General features: G+C 72.2%; 15 protein-coding genes. 6 read left to right on the top strand and 9 right to left on the bottom strand.

Translation table 11 applies throughout. The annotated features are described in order from the left end of the window. Nucleotides 1–111: 111 nt before the first annotated feature. From BXA10_RS17695 to BXA10_RS17735, 9 genes are all read right to left on the bottom strand, one after another. Nucleotides 112–408, bottom strand: coding sequence for a hypothetical protein (locus BXA10_RS17695; RefSeq protein WP_076471501.1), 297 nt, complete (start codon nucleotides 406–408; stop codon nucleotides 112–114). A gap of 634 nt (nucleotides 409–1042) precedes the next feature. Continuing rightward, nucleotides 1043–2215 (bottom strand): 4-hydroxybenzoate 3-monooxygenase, encoded by a 1173-nt coding sequence (gene pobA, locus BXA10_RS17700; RefSeq protein ID WP_076471502.1) that lies wholly within the window; start codon nucleotides 2213–2215, stop codon nucleotides 1043–1045. A gap of 91 nt (nucleotides 2216–2306) precedes the next feature. After that, the gene (locus BXA10_RS17705; RefSeq protein ID WP_084752922.1) at nucleotides 2307–3509 is read right to left on the bottom strand and encodes an MFS transporter; all 1203 of its coding nucleotides are present in this window, start codon (nucleotides 3507–3509) and stop codon (nucleotides 2307–2309) included. Nucleotides 3510–3558: 49 nt separating this feature from the next. Next, the gene (locus BXA10_RS17710; RefSeq protein WP_076471503.1) at nucleotides 3559–5019 is read right to left on the bottom strand and encodes a benzaldehyde dehydrogenase; all 1461 of its coding nucleotides are present in this window, start codon (nucleotides 5017–5019) and stop codon (nucleotides 3559–3561) included. Between the two features lie 41 nt (nucleotides 5020–5060). Then, nucleotides 5061–6668, bottom strand: a complete 1608-nt coding sequence (locus BXA10_RS17715; RefSeq protein ID WP_076471504.1) for a thiamine pyrophosphate-dependent enzyme — start codon at nucleotides 6666–6668, stop codon at nucleotides 5061–5063. Further along, entirely contained in the window at nucleotides 6665–7495 is an 831-nt protein-coding gene (locus BXA10_RS17720; RefSeq protein WP_076471505.1) for an ABC transporter ATP-binding protein, read from the bottom strand. The genes BXA10_RS17715 and BXA10_RS17720 overlap by 4 nt, the downstream gene beginning before the upstream one ends. Before the next feature lie 5 nt (nucleotides 7496–7500). Next, nucleotides 7501–8295: an ABC transporter permease gene (locus BXA10_RS17725; RefSeq protein ID WP_076471506.1), complete on the bottom strand. Its 795-nt coding sequence runs from the start codon at nucleotides 8293–8295 to the stop codon at nucleotides 7501–7503. Further along, nucleotides 8292–9128: an ABC transporter permease gene (locus BXA10_RS17730; protein ID WP_084752927.1), complete on the bottom strand. Its 837-nt coding sequence runs from the start codon at nucleotides 9126–9128 to the stop codon at nucleotides 8292–8294. Before BXA10_RS17730 ends, BXA10_RS17725 begins: the two co-directional genes overlap by 4 nt. Further along, nucleotides 9125–10090: an ABC transporter substrate-binding protein gene (locus tag BXA10_RS17735; protein ID WP_076471507.1), complete on the bottom strand. Its 966-nt coding sequence runs from the start codon at nucleotides 10088–10090 to the stop codon at nucleotides 9125–9127. The genes BXA10_RS17730 and BXA10_RS17735 overlap by 4 nt, the downstream gene beginning before the upstream one ends. Nucleotides 10091–10394: 304 nt before the next feature. Here BXA10_RS17735 and BXA10_RS17740 point away from each other — a divergent pair, with 304 nt between their 5' ends. The 6 genes from BXA10_RS17740 to pcaD are packed head-to-tail and all read left to right on the top strand — an operon-like array spanning nucleotide 10395 to nucleotide 15382. After that, on the top strand, nucleotides 10395–11213 hold the full coding sequence (locus BXA10_RS17740; protein ID WP_076471508.1) for a CoA transferase subunit A: 819 nt from the start codon (nucleotides 10395–10397) through the stop codon (nucleotides 11211–11213). Then, nucleotides 11210–11977 carry a CoA-transferase subunit beta gene (locus BXA10_RS17745; protein WP_076471509.1) on the top strand — a complete coding sequence of 256 codons (768 nt, stop codon included), beginning with the start codon at nucleotides 11210–11212 and terminating at the stop codon, nucleotides 11975–11977. The genes BXA10_RS17740 and BXA10_RS17745 overlap by 4 nt, the downstream gene beginning before the upstream one ends. 8 nt (nucleotides 11978–11985) lie before the next feature. Continuing rightward, the gene (pcaH, locus tag BXA10_RS17750; RefSeq protein WP_076471510.1) at nucleotides 11986–12738 is read left to right on the top strand and encodes a protocatechuate 3,4-dioxygenase subunit beta; all 753 of its coding nucleotides are present in this window, start codon (nucleotides 11986–11988) and stop codon (nucleotides 12736–12738) included. Continuing rightward, the gene (gene pcaG, locus BXA10_RS17755; protein ID WP_076471511.1) at nucleotides 12731–13300 is read left to right on the top strand and encodes a protocatechuate 3,4-dioxygenase subunit alpha; all 570 of its coding nucleotides are present in this window, start codon (nucleotides 12731–12733) and stop codon (nucleotides 13298–13300) included. The genes pcaH and pcaG overlap by 8 nt, the downstream gene beginning before the upstream one ends. Beyond that, on the top strand, nucleotides 13275–14615 hold the full coding sequence (pcaB, locus tag BXA10_RS17760; protein WP_084752929.1) for a 3-carboxy-cis,cis-muconate cycloisomerase: 1341 nt from the start codon (nucleotides 13275–13277) through the stop codon (nucleotides 14613–14615). The genes pcaG and pcaB overlap by 26 nt, the downstream gene beginning before the upstream one ends. Continuing rightward, nucleotides 14612–15382, top strand: coding sequence for a 3-oxoadipate enol-lactonase (gene pcaD / locus BXA10_RS17765; protein WP_076471512.1), 771 nt, complete (start codon nucleotides 14612–14614; stop codon nucleotides 15380–15382). Before pcaB ends, pcaD begins: the two co-directional genes overlap by 4 nt.

Consider the following 15382-nt stretch of genomic DNA (forward strand, 5'->3'; position numbering starts at 1 on the left):
CGCCCGCATCCGCAGCGAACGACAACGACGATGGGGCCAACCCACTACCCGAGCGGCCTGACCAACACCGTCAACGTTCGTGGTCACGGCACTAGCCCGTTGTCGGGAGAGTCAGTCGAGCGAGCTAGCTGATGAGCCATCATCAGCGAGACCGAACCGTCGCAGAGCTTCCGCGCTGGCTCGGTCGCCAGCTGCTTCCCGCATCCTGGCCAGCTCCGGCAGCGCGCGGGTGTCGCCGTGGTCGGCTGCCTGGATGGCCAGTGCCTCGGCGCCGGCTCGATCGCCGGCCTGCTCCCGCAGCAAGGCCAGGTGGACCACGTCACGCAGCTCACGGGCCGGCCCGGCCGGCAGGTCAACCTTCGCGACCTGCCGCGGTCTCCGCTTCCGGCGCGTCTCGTCGGCATTCATCGCCGCTCAGCATCCCGCATCCGGTCCAGACCGTGCATCCGTCGGCACTCACCGCGACTGAAGTGGATCTTCCCGAGCTGCCTCAGGTTCAAGGAAGCCGGCGCCGGCCCACAAGACGTTCCGGGATTGAGGAGCATCCGATGCCAGAGCGGCAGCGCAACCCCGACGACAACCTCGCACCAACCTGACCGCCGCCGTCGTCGGCGGCGTGATCTCCGGCATCGTCCGGGCCATCACCGACCGGCTCATCCAACTCATCGACTACACCGGCGATTGATCGCCGCGGGCGACCACTCGGAGCCCGCCCAAGTGCCCACCGGTGCCGAGCGGTTGACAGTACAAGCTGTCGACCGCTGGCGGGCGCTTTGGGCTCAGGGCAACAAGCAGCCCTGCAGATGTGCGTACTGAAAAGTTGAGCGGCGAGGACCCCGGCGGAACGGCCCGTCCGAGAGATTTCACAGCCCAGGTCAGAGGCGCTGGCTACTGAAAACCTCAGAGAGAACCGACACCAGTACAGCCAACACGACATCTATGGACAGAAGATTATCAATGTCTTGCGGCGATTAGGGCGATCGCGGTCGGGAACGCCGCCGTCACGCACGGCAGGCCGTCCTGCTCTCCCGCGACCACCCATCTACACCTCGGGCAGCCCCACGTAGTTCTCGGCGAGGCTCGTGGCGTAGGCGGGGGAGGCGACCACATATCGCAACGTCGCGGCCTGCAGCTTCGTCTCGTACGGGTCGTCCTTCTCCAGCCGGTGCAGCATCGAGGTCATCCACCAGGAGAAGTGCTGCGCCCGCCACACGCGGCGCAACGCGGCGGCCGAGTAGTCCTCCAGCAGGTCGGTCCGGTGTTGTGCGTACCAGGCGGCGAAGGCGTCGCCGAGCAGCGCGACGTCGGCGAGGGCCAGGTTCATGCCCTTCGCCCCGGTCGGCGGGACGATGTGCACGGCGTCGCCGGCCAGGAACAGCCGTTCCCACTGCATCGGCTCGACCACGAAGCTGCGCATCGGGGTGATCGACTTCTCCAGGATGGGCCCCTCGTTGAGCGACCAGCCCGCGACGGTCTCCAGCCGCGTACGCAGCTCCGCCCAGATCCGCTCGTCCGGCCACGCGGCGATGTCCTCGTCGGGAGCGACCTGGAGATACAGGCGGGAGATCTCGGGCGATCGGAGGCTGTAGAGGGCGAAGCCCCGCTCGTGATTGGCGTAGACGAGTTCGTCCACCGCAGGGGGAGCGGCGGCGAGCACGCCCAGCCAGGCGAACGGGTACGTCCGCTCGTAGGTCCGTAGCACCCCGTCCGGCACCGCACCGCGGCTGACGCCGTGGAACCCGTCGCAGCCGGCCACGAAGTCGCACTCCAACTGCTCGTCGCGTCCGTCGCGCCGGAAGTGGATGACCGGCGAATCCGAGTCGAGACCGGCCAGGCGTACGGCCTCGGCCTCGAAGAGGATCGAACCGCCGGCCGCGAGGCGGGCCGCGATGAGGTCCTTGACCACCTCCTGCTGCCCGTAGACGGTGATCGCGCGCCCGGTGAGCTCCGTCATCGGCACCCGGTGTGACTCCCCGTCGAAGCGCAGCTCGATGCCCTCGTGCCGCATCCCCTCCCGCTGGAGTCGCTCGCCGACCCCGGCGCGGCGGAGCAGGTCCACCGAACCCTGTTCGAGAACTCCCGCGCGAACCCGGTGCTCGACGTACTCCCGGCTGCGGCACTCCAGCACCACGGACTCGATGCCGTGCAGGTGCAGCAGGTGCGACAGCATGAGTCCCGCCGGTCCCGCTCCCACGATGCCGACCTGGGTACGCATCCTTCGTGTCCTCCTCGTCCGATGTTCCGGTGCCGTCGTCGGCCGCGTGCCGTCGTTGATCGCGTGCCGTCGGGTCGCGTCCGCAACCGCGTCACACCTGCCGGTCGCGTCCGGCGGTGAGCGCCGCCACCGCCATCACCACCACCGCGACGCACAGGGCACCGAGCGGCAGCACCCAACCGCCGGAGCCGTCCCGCAGCAGCCCGACGAGCAGCGGCCCGGTCGCGCCCAGCAGGTAGCCGACGGACTGCACCGTGCCGGACAGGTCGCGGGCCGATTCCGGCGTACGGGCCCGCAGCACGAGCAGCGCCAGCGCCAGGCCGATCCCCGCGCCCTGCGCCAGCCCGCCCATCGTGGCCCAGAGCAGGTACAACGAGGGCACGCCGAGCAGCCCGAGCAGGCAGACCGCCCAGGTGGCGCAGACCAGCAGCCCGAGCCCGCGCTGGTCGCGCAATCGGGTCGCGAGCGCCGGGGCGAGCACCGCGGTGGCGATGCCGAGCAGGTTGAACAGGGCGAGGGCCCAGCCGGCGTCGGCGGCGGAGACGCCCTCGTCGCGCAGCAGCGTGGGCAGCCAGGCGAGCATCGCGTAGTAGGTAAGCGACTGCATCCCCATGAACGCGGCGAGTGCCCAGGTGACCGGGGACCGCAGCAGTGCCGTCACGTTGCGCGCGAGCGTGGGCGCGACGTGCCGCCGGCGCAGCTGAGGTAGCCAGAGGGCCGCCGCGACCGCTGCGGGCGCGCCGACCACGAGCAGGGCCCCCCGCCAGCCCCACCCGCCGTGGGCCAGTGGTGCGGTGACGGCTGCCGCGAGGGCGGCACCACCGGTCAGGGCGGCCGTCGTCAGAGCGGTCACCGAGCCCTGCCGCTGCGGGAAGTCCTGTTTGACGACGCTGGGGACCAGCACGTTCCCGACCGTGATGCCGGCGCCGATCAGCACGGTGCCGGTGATCATCGACCAGATCCCCGGTGCCGTCCGCACCAGACTGCCGACGACGATGCCGAGCATCGCCACCAGCAGCGCACGCTCGACGCCGATCCGGCCGCCGAGCAGCGCGGCGGCCGGGGAGAGCAGCCCGAAGCACAGCACCGGCAGCGTGGTGAGCAGTCCGGCCGTGGCGCCGCCCAGCCCGAGGTCGAGCCGTACGTCCGGCAGGAGCGGGGCGAGGCCGGCGATCGCCGCACGCAGGTTGAGCGCCAGCAGCACGATGCCGAGCAGGGTGAGCGGCCCGGCCGGCCGACCCGTCGGGCCGGTCCTGGCCGGGTGGTCGCCCACGTGCGACTGGCTGCGTGCCATCGTCAGGCGCCCGCCCCGCCGGCCACGGTCGTCTCCCCGTCGCCCGGCATCAGAACGGGTACCGGGTGACGTCACCCTGCACGGTCAGCCACTGGGTCTCGGTGAACGCCTCGATGTTGGCCGCCGCCCCGCCGAACCGGGAACCGGTGCCGGACGCCCCGACACCGCCGAACGGGGCCACCGCCTCATCGCCGACCGTCTGGTCGTTGATGTGCACGATCCCGCTGGGGATCCGTTCGGCCAGTGCCATCGCCTTCATCACGTCGCGGCCGAGGATGCCCAGCGACAACCCGTACTCGGTCTGCCCGGCCAGGGTCGCCGCCTCGTCCAGATCGGAGAAGGAGAGCACCGGTGCGACCGGGCCGAAGACCTCCTGGGCGTACGCCGGGGAGTCGGGGGTGACCTCGGCGAGCACCGTCGGGCGGTAGAACAGCCCGTCGTACCTGCCGCCGGCGGCGAGGCGGGCACCCGCCTCGACGCTCGCCGTGACCAGCGTGTGGATCTTGTCGCGTTGCCGCTCATCGATGATCGGTCCGAGCGCCACCTGCTCCTTGGCCGGGTCACCAACCGGCAGCCGGTCCGCCTTCTCGGCCAACTGTTCGACGTACCTCTGGGCGAGGCTCTCGTGTACCAGGTGCCGGCCGGTGGTCATGCAGATCTGCCCCTGGTGCAGGAACGACCCCCAGGCACCGGCTGAGACGGCGAGGTCCAGATCGGCGTCATCGAGCACGATCAGCGCCGAGTTGCCGCCGAGTTCCAGGTGCGCCCGCTTGAGGTTACGGGCGGCGGCCTCGCCGACCCGGCGGCCGGCGGCGGTCGAACCGGTGAAGCTCACCACCCGTACGTGGGGGTCCGCCACCAGCGCCTCGCCCGCGTCGGCCGCGCCGGGCAGGACGTGCAGCAACCCCGCGGGCAGGCCCGCCTCCTCGAAGACACGCGCGATCGAGACACCCCCGGAGACGGCGGTACGGGCGTCCGGCTTGAGCACCACGGCATTGCCAAGGGCCAGCGCCGGGGCGACGGAACGGATCGCCAGCACCAGCGGGAAGTTGAACGGCGCGATGACGCCGACCACACCGACCGGCAACCGGCGCGCCAGGCTCAGCCGCGGCTGCGCACTGGCGAGGATCTCGCCCAGCGGCCGCGACGCGAGCGCGGCCGCCTCGTAGCACTCCTGCGCCGCGGTGTCGGTCTCGACGCCGGCCTTCGGCGGGATGGACCCGGCCTCGCGCACGAGCCAGTCGACGATCCCGGCGGCGTGCTGTGCGAACAACTGGCCGGCCCGGCGCAGCACGGCGGCGCGCTCCAGATAGCTGGTCGCGGCCCAGCCGCGTTGCGCCTCAGCTGCCCGGGCGCAGGCCCGCGCCACGTCGCCGGCGTTCGCCACACCGATCCGGCCGATCTCCTCCCGATTCGCGGGCGCGAGCACGGCCCGGGTGCCGCCGGCCGCCTCCACCCAGCCGTCGCTGTAGAGCATGCCCTGCCACGTCGCCGTGTCGAGCAGTGTCATGGCGGTCCTCTCGGGTAGGGCGCGCTGCGGCGCCGAAGGGGTCAGGGTTCGAAACCTCGTTCGATGCGGACCGGCACGTCGAGCAGGAGCGGCTCGATGCGATCCGGAAGCGTCGGGACGACCTCGTCGAGGACCGCCAGGAGGTCCGCGTGATCGCTCACCCGACGGGCCGGGCAGCCGAGGGCCTGAGCCAGGCCGTGCACCGACACGTCGTCGAAGGCGGGCCAGGGGGCCTTCCCGCCGGCCCGATCGGCGAGCCGGTCCATGACCGCGTACCGGCCGTTGGAGAGCACCACGAAGAGCGCCCCGCAGCCGTACCGTGCGGCACTCCACAGGCCCTGGATGCCGTAGAGCGACGACCCGTCGCCGAGGACGGCGACGACCGGCCGAGTCGGGTCACCCATGCGCAGTCCCGCGGCGGCCGGCAGCCCGAAGCCCAGCCCGCCCATGGCCGCGCTCACGAACCCGCGCGGCTCCCGGGCGGGCAGCAGCCGGTGCAGCTCCGGCCGGGTCGAGGGGGTCTCCTCGACCAGCACGACGTCGCGGGGCAGCCGCTCGGCGAGCGCGGCGAACACGTGCCGGGCCCGCATCGGCTCGCCGGGAGCGGGCGGATCGACAGGCTCGGGACGTGCCGCGGCCACCACTTCGCCCGCCGCCCGCCGGGACGTGATCCGGTCGGCGACAGCGGCGCAGAGCGCCGCCGGGTCGGCGAGTACGGCGAGGTCAGCTCGGCTGTGGTGCAACTCGTCCGGGTCGTCGGAGACCACCGCGACGGTGAGTCCGTCCGGCACCAGCGGGCCCGGCTCGTACGGGTACTGCCGGAACGCGCCGGTGCCGACGACGAGCGCCACGTCGTGCCCGGTGAGCACGGACCGCAGCCGGGACCGGCCGGCGGGCAGATGCCCCGCGAACCGCGGATGGTCCTGGGGGAAGCCGGCGCGGGCGCCGAACGCCTCCTGCCAGACCGGTGCGCCGAGCCGCTCCACCAGCGAGACCAGCGCGTGCCAGGTAGCCCGGTCGTCGGCCCCGGCACCGACCACCACCACCGGATTCGCGGCGTCGTCGAGCAGGCCGGCCAGCTCGTCGGCGGCCGGCCCGGGCGCCGACCCGGCACGCCGTACCGTCATCGGTGCGGCCAGCCCGAGCGCCGGGTCGACAAGCGCCGACCAGTCGTCCATCGGCACCACCACGATCGCGGGGCCGCGATGCTGGACCGCCTCGTGCCACGCCCGGCGCACCGCCGCCGGCACGTCCTGCGGCAGGACCGGCTGGTTCACCCAGACCGGGTACGCCCCGGCGAGCCCGTCGAGGCGGCCGGCGAGGAACGGTTCCAGCGCCAGGTGGCGACGGTCCTGCTGGCCGACCACGACGACCAGGGGAGCCCGGTTGACCCGCGCGGTGGCGAGCGCGCCGACGGCGTTGCCGAGCCCGGCGGTGGTGTGCAGGTTGACGAACGCCGGTCGCCCCGTCGCGATCGCGTGGCCGGTGGCCATACCGACCACCGATCCCTCGTGCAGGGCGAGGACGAACTCCAGATCGTCCGGCAGGTCGGCGAGGAAGGCCACCTCCGTGGAGCCCGGGTTGGCGAAGATGCGGTGCATTCCGCACTGCCGCAGGACGTCGAGGGTGGCCTCGCGGACGCTGCTCATTCGACCACCGACGCTCCGCTGCGCTGCTTGGCCCGTTGGATCTGCTCGAACACGTGCCCGCGCAGCTCGGTGAAGCGGGTCGACGAGCGGGTGGTGAGCTGGTCCCGTTGTGCCGGCAGGTCGATGGTGACGTCGTCGAGCACCACTGTCGGCGACGACGAGAGCACTAGCACCCGCTGGCCCAGGTAGACGGCCTCGTCGATGTCGTGCGTGACGAACAGCGTGGTGACGCCGAGCCGCTGCCAAAGCGAGCGGACGAGGTCCTCCAGGTCGGCCCGGGTCTGCGCGTCGACGGCGGCGAACGGTTCGTCCATCAGCAGGATGTGCGGCTCGTACGCGATGGCCCGGGCGATGGCGACCCGCTGCTGCATGCCCCCGGAGAGCTGCCACGGGTACGCGCCGTGCACGTCGTCGAGCCCGACGGCGCTCAGCGCCTGGTGGACCAGTTCCGCCCGGCGTGCCTTCGGCAGCTTCTTCTGCTTGAGCGGTAACTCGACGTTCTTCCGGACGGTCATCCAGGGGAAGAGGCTGCGGCCGTACTCCTGGAATACCACAGCCATGCCCGGCGGCGGCCCGTCGACCGACTCGCCTTCGAGGACCACCTCGCCGGAGGTCGGCGCCAGCAGGCCGGCGATGCACTTGAGCAGCGTGGTCTTGCCGGCGCCGGACGGGCCGACCACGCAGACGAGGTCACCTCTGGCGACGGTGAAGGTCAGGTCGCGTACGGCCTCCACCGAGCGGCCGCGTCCCTCGTACACCTTGCGTACGCCGCGGACGTCCAGCAGGACGTCGGTACGCGGGCCGGCCGCTGTCCGCGTCTGGCTCATGGCACTCATCGACTCCCCCCTCGCTGCGCTTGGCGCAGGCCGAAATACCAGCTGAGGACGCGTCTTTCGAACACCCGCATGAGCGTTGCGAGCAGGAAACCGAGCAGGCCGAGCAGGAGAATGCCGGTCCACATCTCGGTGACGGCGAACGTGCGCTGGAACTGGATGATGCTGAAGCCGAGGCCGTTGCTGGCGGCGAACATCTCGCTGATGACCATGAGGATGATCCCGATCGACAGGCCCTGCCGCAGGCCGGTGACGATCTGTGGGCTCGCCGACCGGATGACCAGGTGCCACAGCCGGGCCGGCCCGCGTAGCGCGTAGCAGCGCGACGTCTCCACGAGCACCTCGTCGACGGCGCGCACGCCCTCGACGGTGTTCAGCAGGATCGGCCAGAGGCAACCGGAGAGGATGACCAGCACCTTCATGGTGTCGCCGATCCCGGCGAAGAGCATCAGCACCGGCACGAGCACCGGTGGCGGGATCGCCCGGAGGAACTCCAGCACCGGTTCGCAGAAGGCGCGCAGCCGGCGGGACGACCCGATCGCGACCCCGAGCGACACACCCAGGGCCACCGCCAGCAGGAAACCACCGAACAGGCGCAGCAGGCTCGGCAGGACGTCCACGCTCAGCCGGTCGGTGCGCAGCCACACGTCGTCGACGGCGGCGAGGATCTCCGACAGCGGTGGCAGGTAGTAGCTCTCGCTGTCGGCGGTGAGGATCCACCAGAGGGCGAGCAGGGCGGCGGGCAGCGCGAGGGCTGCCGCGACGGCGCGGGTGACGCGGCCGGCGAGTCTCAAGCGGCCACCTCCCGCCGCAGCGACGGGTGCCAGGACAGCAGCCATCGTTCCAGCCGCCGGGCCAGTAGGTTGACCGCGACGCCGAGCAGCCCGGTCACGACGACCAGCGCGTACATCCGGGCGACGGCGCCGCCGGACTGCGCCACGCCGATCTCGTTGCCCAGGCCCGGGGCGCCGATGACGAGTTCGGCGGTGATGGCCAGGATCAGCGCGACGGCGGCGGCGAGGCGGACCCCGGTGAGCACGTACGGCAGGGCGGTCGGCCAGGTGACGTGCCGGGTGCGGGCCCAGCGGCCCAGCCCGAAGGTGCGGGCGGTCTCGGTCGCGACGGGGTCGACGTCCTGCACGCCGTAGAGCACCTGGACCAGGATCTGCCAGAACGACGCGTACACGACCAGCAGCAGCACGGACCGCAGGTCGGTGCCGAAGACCAGGACCGCCAGCGGGATGAGCGCCACCGACGGGATGGGCCGGAGGAACTCGATGGTCGAGGCCGTGAACTCGCGCAGCACGGGTAGCGTGCCGATGACGAACCCGACGGTGATCCCGAGGATCACCGCGATGGACAGACCGACGAACCAGCCGCGGACGGTGTCGCCGAGGGCCGTCCAGAATCCGGCCTCCCCGGCCAGTTCGACGAGGGCCGTGCCGATCCGGCTGATCGGCGGCAGGTAGTCCGGTGAGACCAGGCCGATGCGCGGCACCGCTTCGAGCGACGCGAGGAACGCGGCGAAGCCGGCGACGCCCGGCAGGGCGTTGCCCGCGGTCAGCCGACCGGCCTTGCCGGCCCGGGAACTCCGGGCCGGCGCGGCGCGGGTGGCCGCCGACGTCACGGAAGCAGCTCCGCCACGTCGACCTTCTCGGTGACCAGACCGTCGGTGAGCATCAGGTCGGCCAGCGTCTGGACGGACTCCCGGTTGATCTGCCCCGACCAGGCCGGAAGCGTCATCTTCTCGGCGACCGCCGGGTCGATCTTCGTGTACGTCAGCAGCACCTTCCGTGCCTCGTCCGGGTGCTCCTGGGCGTACTTCAGCGACTTCTCGATCGCGGCGGTGAAGCGCTTGGTGAGGTCCGCCTTCTGCTGGATCGTCTTCTCGGTGGTGAAGTAGGCGGCGATGGTCAGGTTCGGCGCGGCGTCGACGAAGTTGGACGCGACGACCCGGGCGCCCTGGTCCTGAGCCACGGTGAAGAACGGCTCGACGATCCAGGCGGCGTCCACGCGCTTCGCGTCGACGGCCGCCGGCATGTCCGGGAACGGCAGCTCGACGAACTTGACCGACGACGGGTCGCCGCCGGCCTTGCGGATCGAGGCGCGGACCGTCGTGTCACCGATGTTCTTGAGGTTGTTGACGGCGACGGTCTTGCCGGTGAGCTGGGCCGCGGTCGTGATGGGGCTGTCCTTCGGCACCACGATCCCGCCGAAGTCCTTGCCCTGCTGGCCCGTCGAGGAGTTGCCTTCCGCGATCGCCTTGAGCGGTAGCTTCTGCGAGCGGGCGACGATGAGCGACACCACGTTGCCGAAGGCGAAGTCGAACTCGCCGCTGACCACGCCCGGTACCGCGGCGGCGCCGCCGGTGGTGTTGACCACCTCGACCTCGATGTTCTGCTCGGCGAAGAAGCCCTTCTCGATGCCGAGATGCAGGGGCGCCACGTCCACGATCGGGATGGCGCCGACCTTGACCTTGGTGGTGCCCCCGGCCTGTGCGCCGGAGCCGGCGTCGTCGGAGGTACCGCAGGCGGCGGTGGCCGTGAGCAGGGCCGCGGCGGTGATGGCGCTGATGACATGACGGCGCATGCAGGTACTCCCGCGTCCGGCGGTCCAGGTTGGACCGGGGGGTGGTGGGCCTCCGTTGCGGGGAGACCTCCGAGGGGATGTTCGCTAGCCGAACGGCTGTTCTCATCTGGAACGTTGGCACGTGACCTGCCTCACGTCAACGGGTCGTCGCGACATTTCTGTCGCCGTCCGCACGACTCGAGTCGGGTGTGGACGGTCATCGTTGACGGGAGCCGCCGGCGGGCATTACGTTCGATATAAGTACGGCAGTCCGCATAGCGAACAGCCCGGCTGTGCCCCGGATTCGCAGGAGGCGGTGAGGCCAATGGCGAAGCTCGTTTCGCTCTCCGACGGCGTCGCGGACCTGGTCCGCGACGGTGACGTGGTGGCCCTGGAAGGTTTCACGCACCTCATCCCGTTCGCCGCCGGACACGAGATCATCCGCCAGGGGCGACGCGACCTGACCCTGGTACGGATGACCCCGGACGTCATCTACGACCAGCTCATCGGCGCCGGCTGCGCCCGGCGTCTGGTCTTCTCCTGGGGCGGCAACCCCGGCGTCGGATCACTGCACCGCTTCCGGGACGCGGTGCAGAACTCCTGGCCGGGACCGCTCGAACTCGAGGAACACAGCCACGCCGGCATGGCGAACCGCTACGTGGCCGGAGCCTCCGGGCTGCCGTTCGCCGTCCTCCGCGGCTACACCGGCACCGACCTGCCCCGGCACACCACCAACATCCGCACCATCACCTGCCCCTTCACCGGGCAGACCCTCACCGCCGTTGCCGCACTGCGTCCCGACGTGACAGTCGTGCACGCGCAGCGCGCCGACCGCGCCGGCAACGTGCAGATGTGGGGCATCACCGGAGTCCAGAAGGAGGCCGTGCTCGCCGCGCACCGGTCGCTGGTCACCGTCGAGGAGATCGTCGACGAACTCGACCCCGTACCCGGGCAGGTCGTCCTGCCCGGCTGGGCGGTCACCGCGGTGGCCGAGGTGCCCGGCGGCGCCCACCCCTCCTACGCCCAGGGCTACTCCGTCCGGGACAACGCCTTCTACATCGAGTGGGACGAGATAGGCCGGGACCGGGACACCTTCCGGACCTGGATCGCACGGCACGTGCTGAAGGCCGAGGCGAGCGCGTGAGCGCCGACTACACCGCCGACGAGATGATGACCGTCGCCGCCGCCCGGCAGCTACGCGACGGCACCGCCTGCTTCGTCGGGATCGGACTACCCAGCACCGCGGCGAACCTCGCCCGCGCCAGCCACGCCCCGAACCTCGTCCTCATCTACGAATCCGGTTGCCTGGGCGCGAAACCGGACCGGTTACCGCTGTCCATCGGCGACGGCGTCCTGGCCGACACCGCCGACGCCGTGGTCTCCGTGCCGGAGGTGTTCAACTACTGGTTGCAGCCCGGGCGGATCGACGTCGGGTTCCTCGGCGCCGCGCAGCTCGACCGGTACGGCAACCTCAACACCACGGTCATCGGCGGCGACTACGACGACCCGGGGGTCCGGCTCCCCGGCGCCGGCGGTGCCCCGGAGATCGCCGCCTCCTGCGGTGAGGTCGTCGTGATCGTCCGACAGAACCCGCGGACGTTCGTCGAACGCGTCGACTTCGTCACCTCCTTCGGCTACGGCAGCGGGCCGGGGGAGCGGAGACGACTCGGGTTGCCCGGCGCGGGCCCCCGCGTCGTCATCACCGACCTCGGCGTACTCGAACCCGATCCGGTCACCTGCGAGCTGACCCTGACCCGCCTGCACCCCGGCGTGACCGTGGAGCAGGTACGGGCGGCCACCGGCTGGGACCTCGCCGTCGCCGAGCGGTTGACCACGGGCGAGCCGCCGACCCGGCGCGAACTGACAGTGCTGCGGGCGCTGGAGGCGACCAAGCGGGCAGCCGGATGAGGAGGAACATGACCCAGGACACCGCCGACCAGACCGGCAACGGCCTGGTCCTGCCGCGGTACCGGCGCGACGACGTCGACGCGCACCCGCCCCTGCTCAGCCCCGGCTACAAGTCGACGGCCGTGCGCGCGCCCCGGCAGCCGCTGATCTACCTGCCGCACCGGCTGACCGAGATCACCGGTCCGCTGCTCGGCGAGGGGCGGCTCGGCGAGCTCGACCACGACCTGACCCGCCAGCACGACGGCGAGCCGCAGGGCCAGCGGATCATCGTGCACGGCCGGGTCCTCGACGGCGACGGCCGACCGGTGCCACACACACTGGTCGAGATCTGGCAGACGAACGCCGCCGGCCGTTACCGCCACGCGGTGGACAACTGGCCGGCGCCGCTCGACCCCAACTTCGACGGGGTCGGCCGGGCCCTGACCGATGAGCGGGGGCACTACCGGTTCGTCACCGTGCAACCGGGCGCCTACCCGTGGAAGAACCACGACAACGCCTGGCGGCCGGCCCACATCCACTTCTCGCTGTTCGGCCGCGCGTTCACCCAACGACTGGTGACCCAGATGTACTTCCCGGGTGACCCGCTCTTCTTCCAGGACCCGATCTTCAACTCGGTCCGCGACCCGAAGGCCCGCGAGCGGATGATCGCCCGGTACGACCACGCCGGCACCGTACCCGAGTGGGCGCTGGCGTACGAGTTCGACATCGTGCTGCGTGGCCGGGAGAGCACCCCCTTCGAGGACGAGGACGACGATGAGTGAACGGCTGGGCGTCACCCCCGCGCAGACGGTAGGGCCGTTCCTGCACCTCGGCCTGCGCTGGCCGGACGGCCCGTACGTCGTACCCGAGGGCACGCCTGGCGCGTTCTGGATCCGCGGCCAGGTCTTCGACGGCGCCGGAGCACCGGTGGTCGACGCGCTGGTGGAGAGCTGGCAGGCCGATCCCGACGGCCGCTTCGACCACCCCGACGACCCCCGCGGCGCCCGGCCGCCCGCGGTGCCGGGCTTCCGCGGATTCGGACGCAGCGAGACCGACGCGCACGGCAGGTACGCCCTGCTGACCGTCAAGCCGGGACCGCTGCCCGACCCGGACGGAGCGATCGAGGCACCGCACCTGACGCTGTCCGTCTTCGCGCGTGGACTCCTGCACCGCGTCGTCACCCGGCTGTACTTTCCGCATGATCCGGCGAACGCCGGCGACCCGGTGCTGCGCAGCGTCGACGCGGAACGGCGCGGCACGCTGCTCGCCGGCCCCGCGCCGGACGGGTTCCGGTTCGACATCCGTTTGCAGGGCGAGAATGAAACAGTCTTCTTCGCGGTCTGACACGCTGCTCGGCGGGCTCTCCGGCGCACCGGACGTCGACACGGAACTCACCGACACGTCCCTGCTGCAGGCGATGCTCGACGCGGAGGCCGCGCTCGCCCGCGCCGCGGCCGACTGCGGCGTCCTGCCCGCGCCGGCCGCCCAGGCGATCGTCGCCCACTGCCGCGCCGACCGGTACGACCCCACGTCGCTCGGCCGGGCGGCCGACGCCACCGGCAACCCGGTGGTGCCGCTGGTACGCGAGCTGACCGCCGCCGTGCCCGAGCACGCCCGACCCTGGGTGCATCTCGGGGCGACGAGCCAGGACATCCTCGACACCGCACTGGTCCTGGTCACCAGGCGGGCGACCGAGCCGCTGCTGCGTCACCTCGACGCCGCCGCCGACGCAGCGGCCCGGCTCGCCGACACCCACCGCGCCACGGTGCTGGTCGCCCGGACGCTCGGGCAGCAGGCGGCGCCCACCACGTTCGGGCTCAAGGCCGCCGGCTGGCTGGTCGAGCTGCTCGAGGTGCGGGCCGGGTTGCTCCGCGCCCGGGCGACGCTGCCGGCGCAGCTAGGCGGCGCGGTCGGCACGCTGGCAGCGCTGGGATCCGCCGGTCCGGCGGTGTCCGAGCGGTACGCGGAGCACCTCGGTCTCGCCGCGAGCCCGCTGCCCTGGCACACCCGCCGCCAGCCCATCCTCGACCAGGCCGCCGCCATCGGTGGGCTCCTCGCGGGCACCGGCAAGGTCGCGGTGGACGTCGGCCTGCTCGCCCGGACCGAGGTGGGTGAGGTGGCCGAGGGCGGGCCCGGACGGGGCGGCTCGTCGGCGATGCCGCACAAGCGCAACCCGGTCGACTCGGTCCTCGTCACCGCCGCGGCGCGGCGCGGCCCGGGGCTCGTCGCGACCCTGTTCACCGCCGCGCTTCAGGAACACGAACGGGCGGCGGGCGACTGGCACGCCGAGTGGGAACCGCTGCTGGACCTGCTGCACCTGGCCGGCGGCGCCGCCGCCCGGTGCGCCCGGATGCTGGACGGGCTGCAGGTTCGCCCCGAGCGGATGCGGGCGAACCTCGACGCGACCGGCGGCCTCGTGCTGGCCGAGGCCGTCGCCGCGCGCCTGGCGCCCACCCTCGGCCGCGGTGCGGCGCGTGACCTCGTCGCCCGCGCCGCGACCCGGCCCGGGTTCCGCGACGCGCTGCTCACCGATCCGGACATCCGCGCCCACCTGTCCCGGCCGGAGATCGACGAGGCCCTCGACCCGTACGGTTGGCTCGGGTCGGCCGACCGCTTCGTCGACCGCGCCCTCGCGGCCCACCGCGGGACGCTGCCGTGAGCAGCCGACTGAACATCACAGTGGACGGACCGGCCGATGCCCCCGCGCTCCTGCTCGGCGGCTCGCTCGGCACCACCTGCGCCATGTGGGCGCCGCAGCTGGCCGCGCTCGCCGAGCGGTTCCGGGTCATCCGTTACGACCACCTGGGCCACGGCCGCTCGGCGGTGCCGGCCGGTCCGTACACGATGGACCTGCTCGGCCGGGAGCTGCTGCGCCTCCTGGACGACCTCGGAGCCGCGCGCGTCGACTACGCGGGTCTGTCCCTCGGCGGCATGGTCGGCATGTGGTTCGCCGCGCACGCGCCCGACCGGCTGCGGCGGCTGGTGCTGCTCTGCACGTCCGCGTCGCTCGGCCCGGCTCGGGGATGGCGTGACCGGGCGGCGACGGTACGCGCCGAAGGCGTCGCGGCGATCGCCGACGTGGTGGTCGCCCGCTGGTTCACGCCCGCCTACGCGGCGACCCGACCGGACGTCGTCGCCGCGCATCGGGCGATGCTCGCCGCCACGCCCGCCGACGGCTACGCGGCGTGCTGCGAGGCGATCGCCGCGATGGACCTACGGGACGACCTGCACAAGATCGAGGCGCCGACGTTGGTGCTCGCCGGAGCCGACGACCCGGCCACGCCGGTCGAACACGCCCGCGTGATCGTCGAGCGGATCCCTCAGGCGCGGCTGGCCATTGTCGAACGCGCGGCGCACCTGGCCAACGTCGAGCAACCCGAGCAGGTGTCCCGGCTGATGTTGGAGCACTTCGACGAGGAGTGGTGA

It is taken from the genome of Micromonospora avicenniae (assembly GCF_900156065.1).
Classification (GTDB): Bacteria; Actinomycetota; Actinomycetes; order Mycobacteriales; family Micromonosporaceae; genus Micromonospora; species Micromonospora avicenniae.

What these genes read in the sequence shown, in the direction of transcription:
- pobA (WP_076471502.1), bottom strand. Translation starts at nt 2,215, where the DNA reads ATGCGTACCCAGGTCGGCATCGTGGGAGCGGGACCGGCGGGACTCATG.
- BXA10_RS17705 (WP_084752922.1), bottom strand. Translation starts at nt 3,509, where the DNA reads ATGGCACGCAGCCAGTCGCACGTGGGCGACCACCCGGCCAGGACCGGC.
- BXA10_RS17740 (WP_076471508.1), top strand. Translation starts at nt 10,395, where the DNA reads ATGGCGAAGCTCGTTTCGCTCTCCGACGGCGTCGCGGACCTGGTCCGC.
- pcaH (WP_076471510.1), top strand. Translation starts at nt 11,986, where the DNA reads ATGACCCAGGACACCGCCGACCAGACCGGCAACGGCCTGGTCCTGCCG.
- BXA10_RS17720 (WP_076471505.1), bottom strand. Translation starts at nt 7,495, where the DNA reads ATGAGCCAGACGCGGACAGCGGCCGGCCCGCGTACCGACGTCCTGCTG.
- BXA10_RS17710 (WP_076471503.1), bottom strand. Translation starts at nt 5,019, where the DNA reads ATGACACTGCTCGACACGGCGACGTGGCAGGGCATGCTCTACAGCGAC.
- pcaG (WP_076471511.1), top strand. Translation starts at nt 12,731, where the DNA reads ATGAGTGAACGGCTGGGCGTCACCCCCGCGCAGACGGTAGGGCCGTTC.
- pcaB (WP_084752929.1), top strand. Translation starts at nt 13,275, where the DNA reads ATGAAACAGTCTTCTTCGCGGTCTGACACGCTGCTCGGCGGGCTCTCC.
- BXA10_RS17695 (WP_076471501.1), bottom strand. Translation starts at nt 408, where the DNA reads ATGAATGCCGACGAGACGCGCCGGAAGCGGAGACCGCGGCAGGTCGCG.
- BXA10_RS17715 (WP_076471504.1), bottom strand. Translation starts at nt 6,668, where the DNA reads ATGAGCAGCGTCCGCGAGGCCACCCTCGACGTCCTGCGGCAGTGCGGA.
- BXA10_RS17735 (WP_076471507.1), bottom strand. Translation starts at nt 10,090, where the DNA reads ATGCGCCGTCATGTCATCAGCGCCATCACCGCCGCGGCCCTGCTCACG.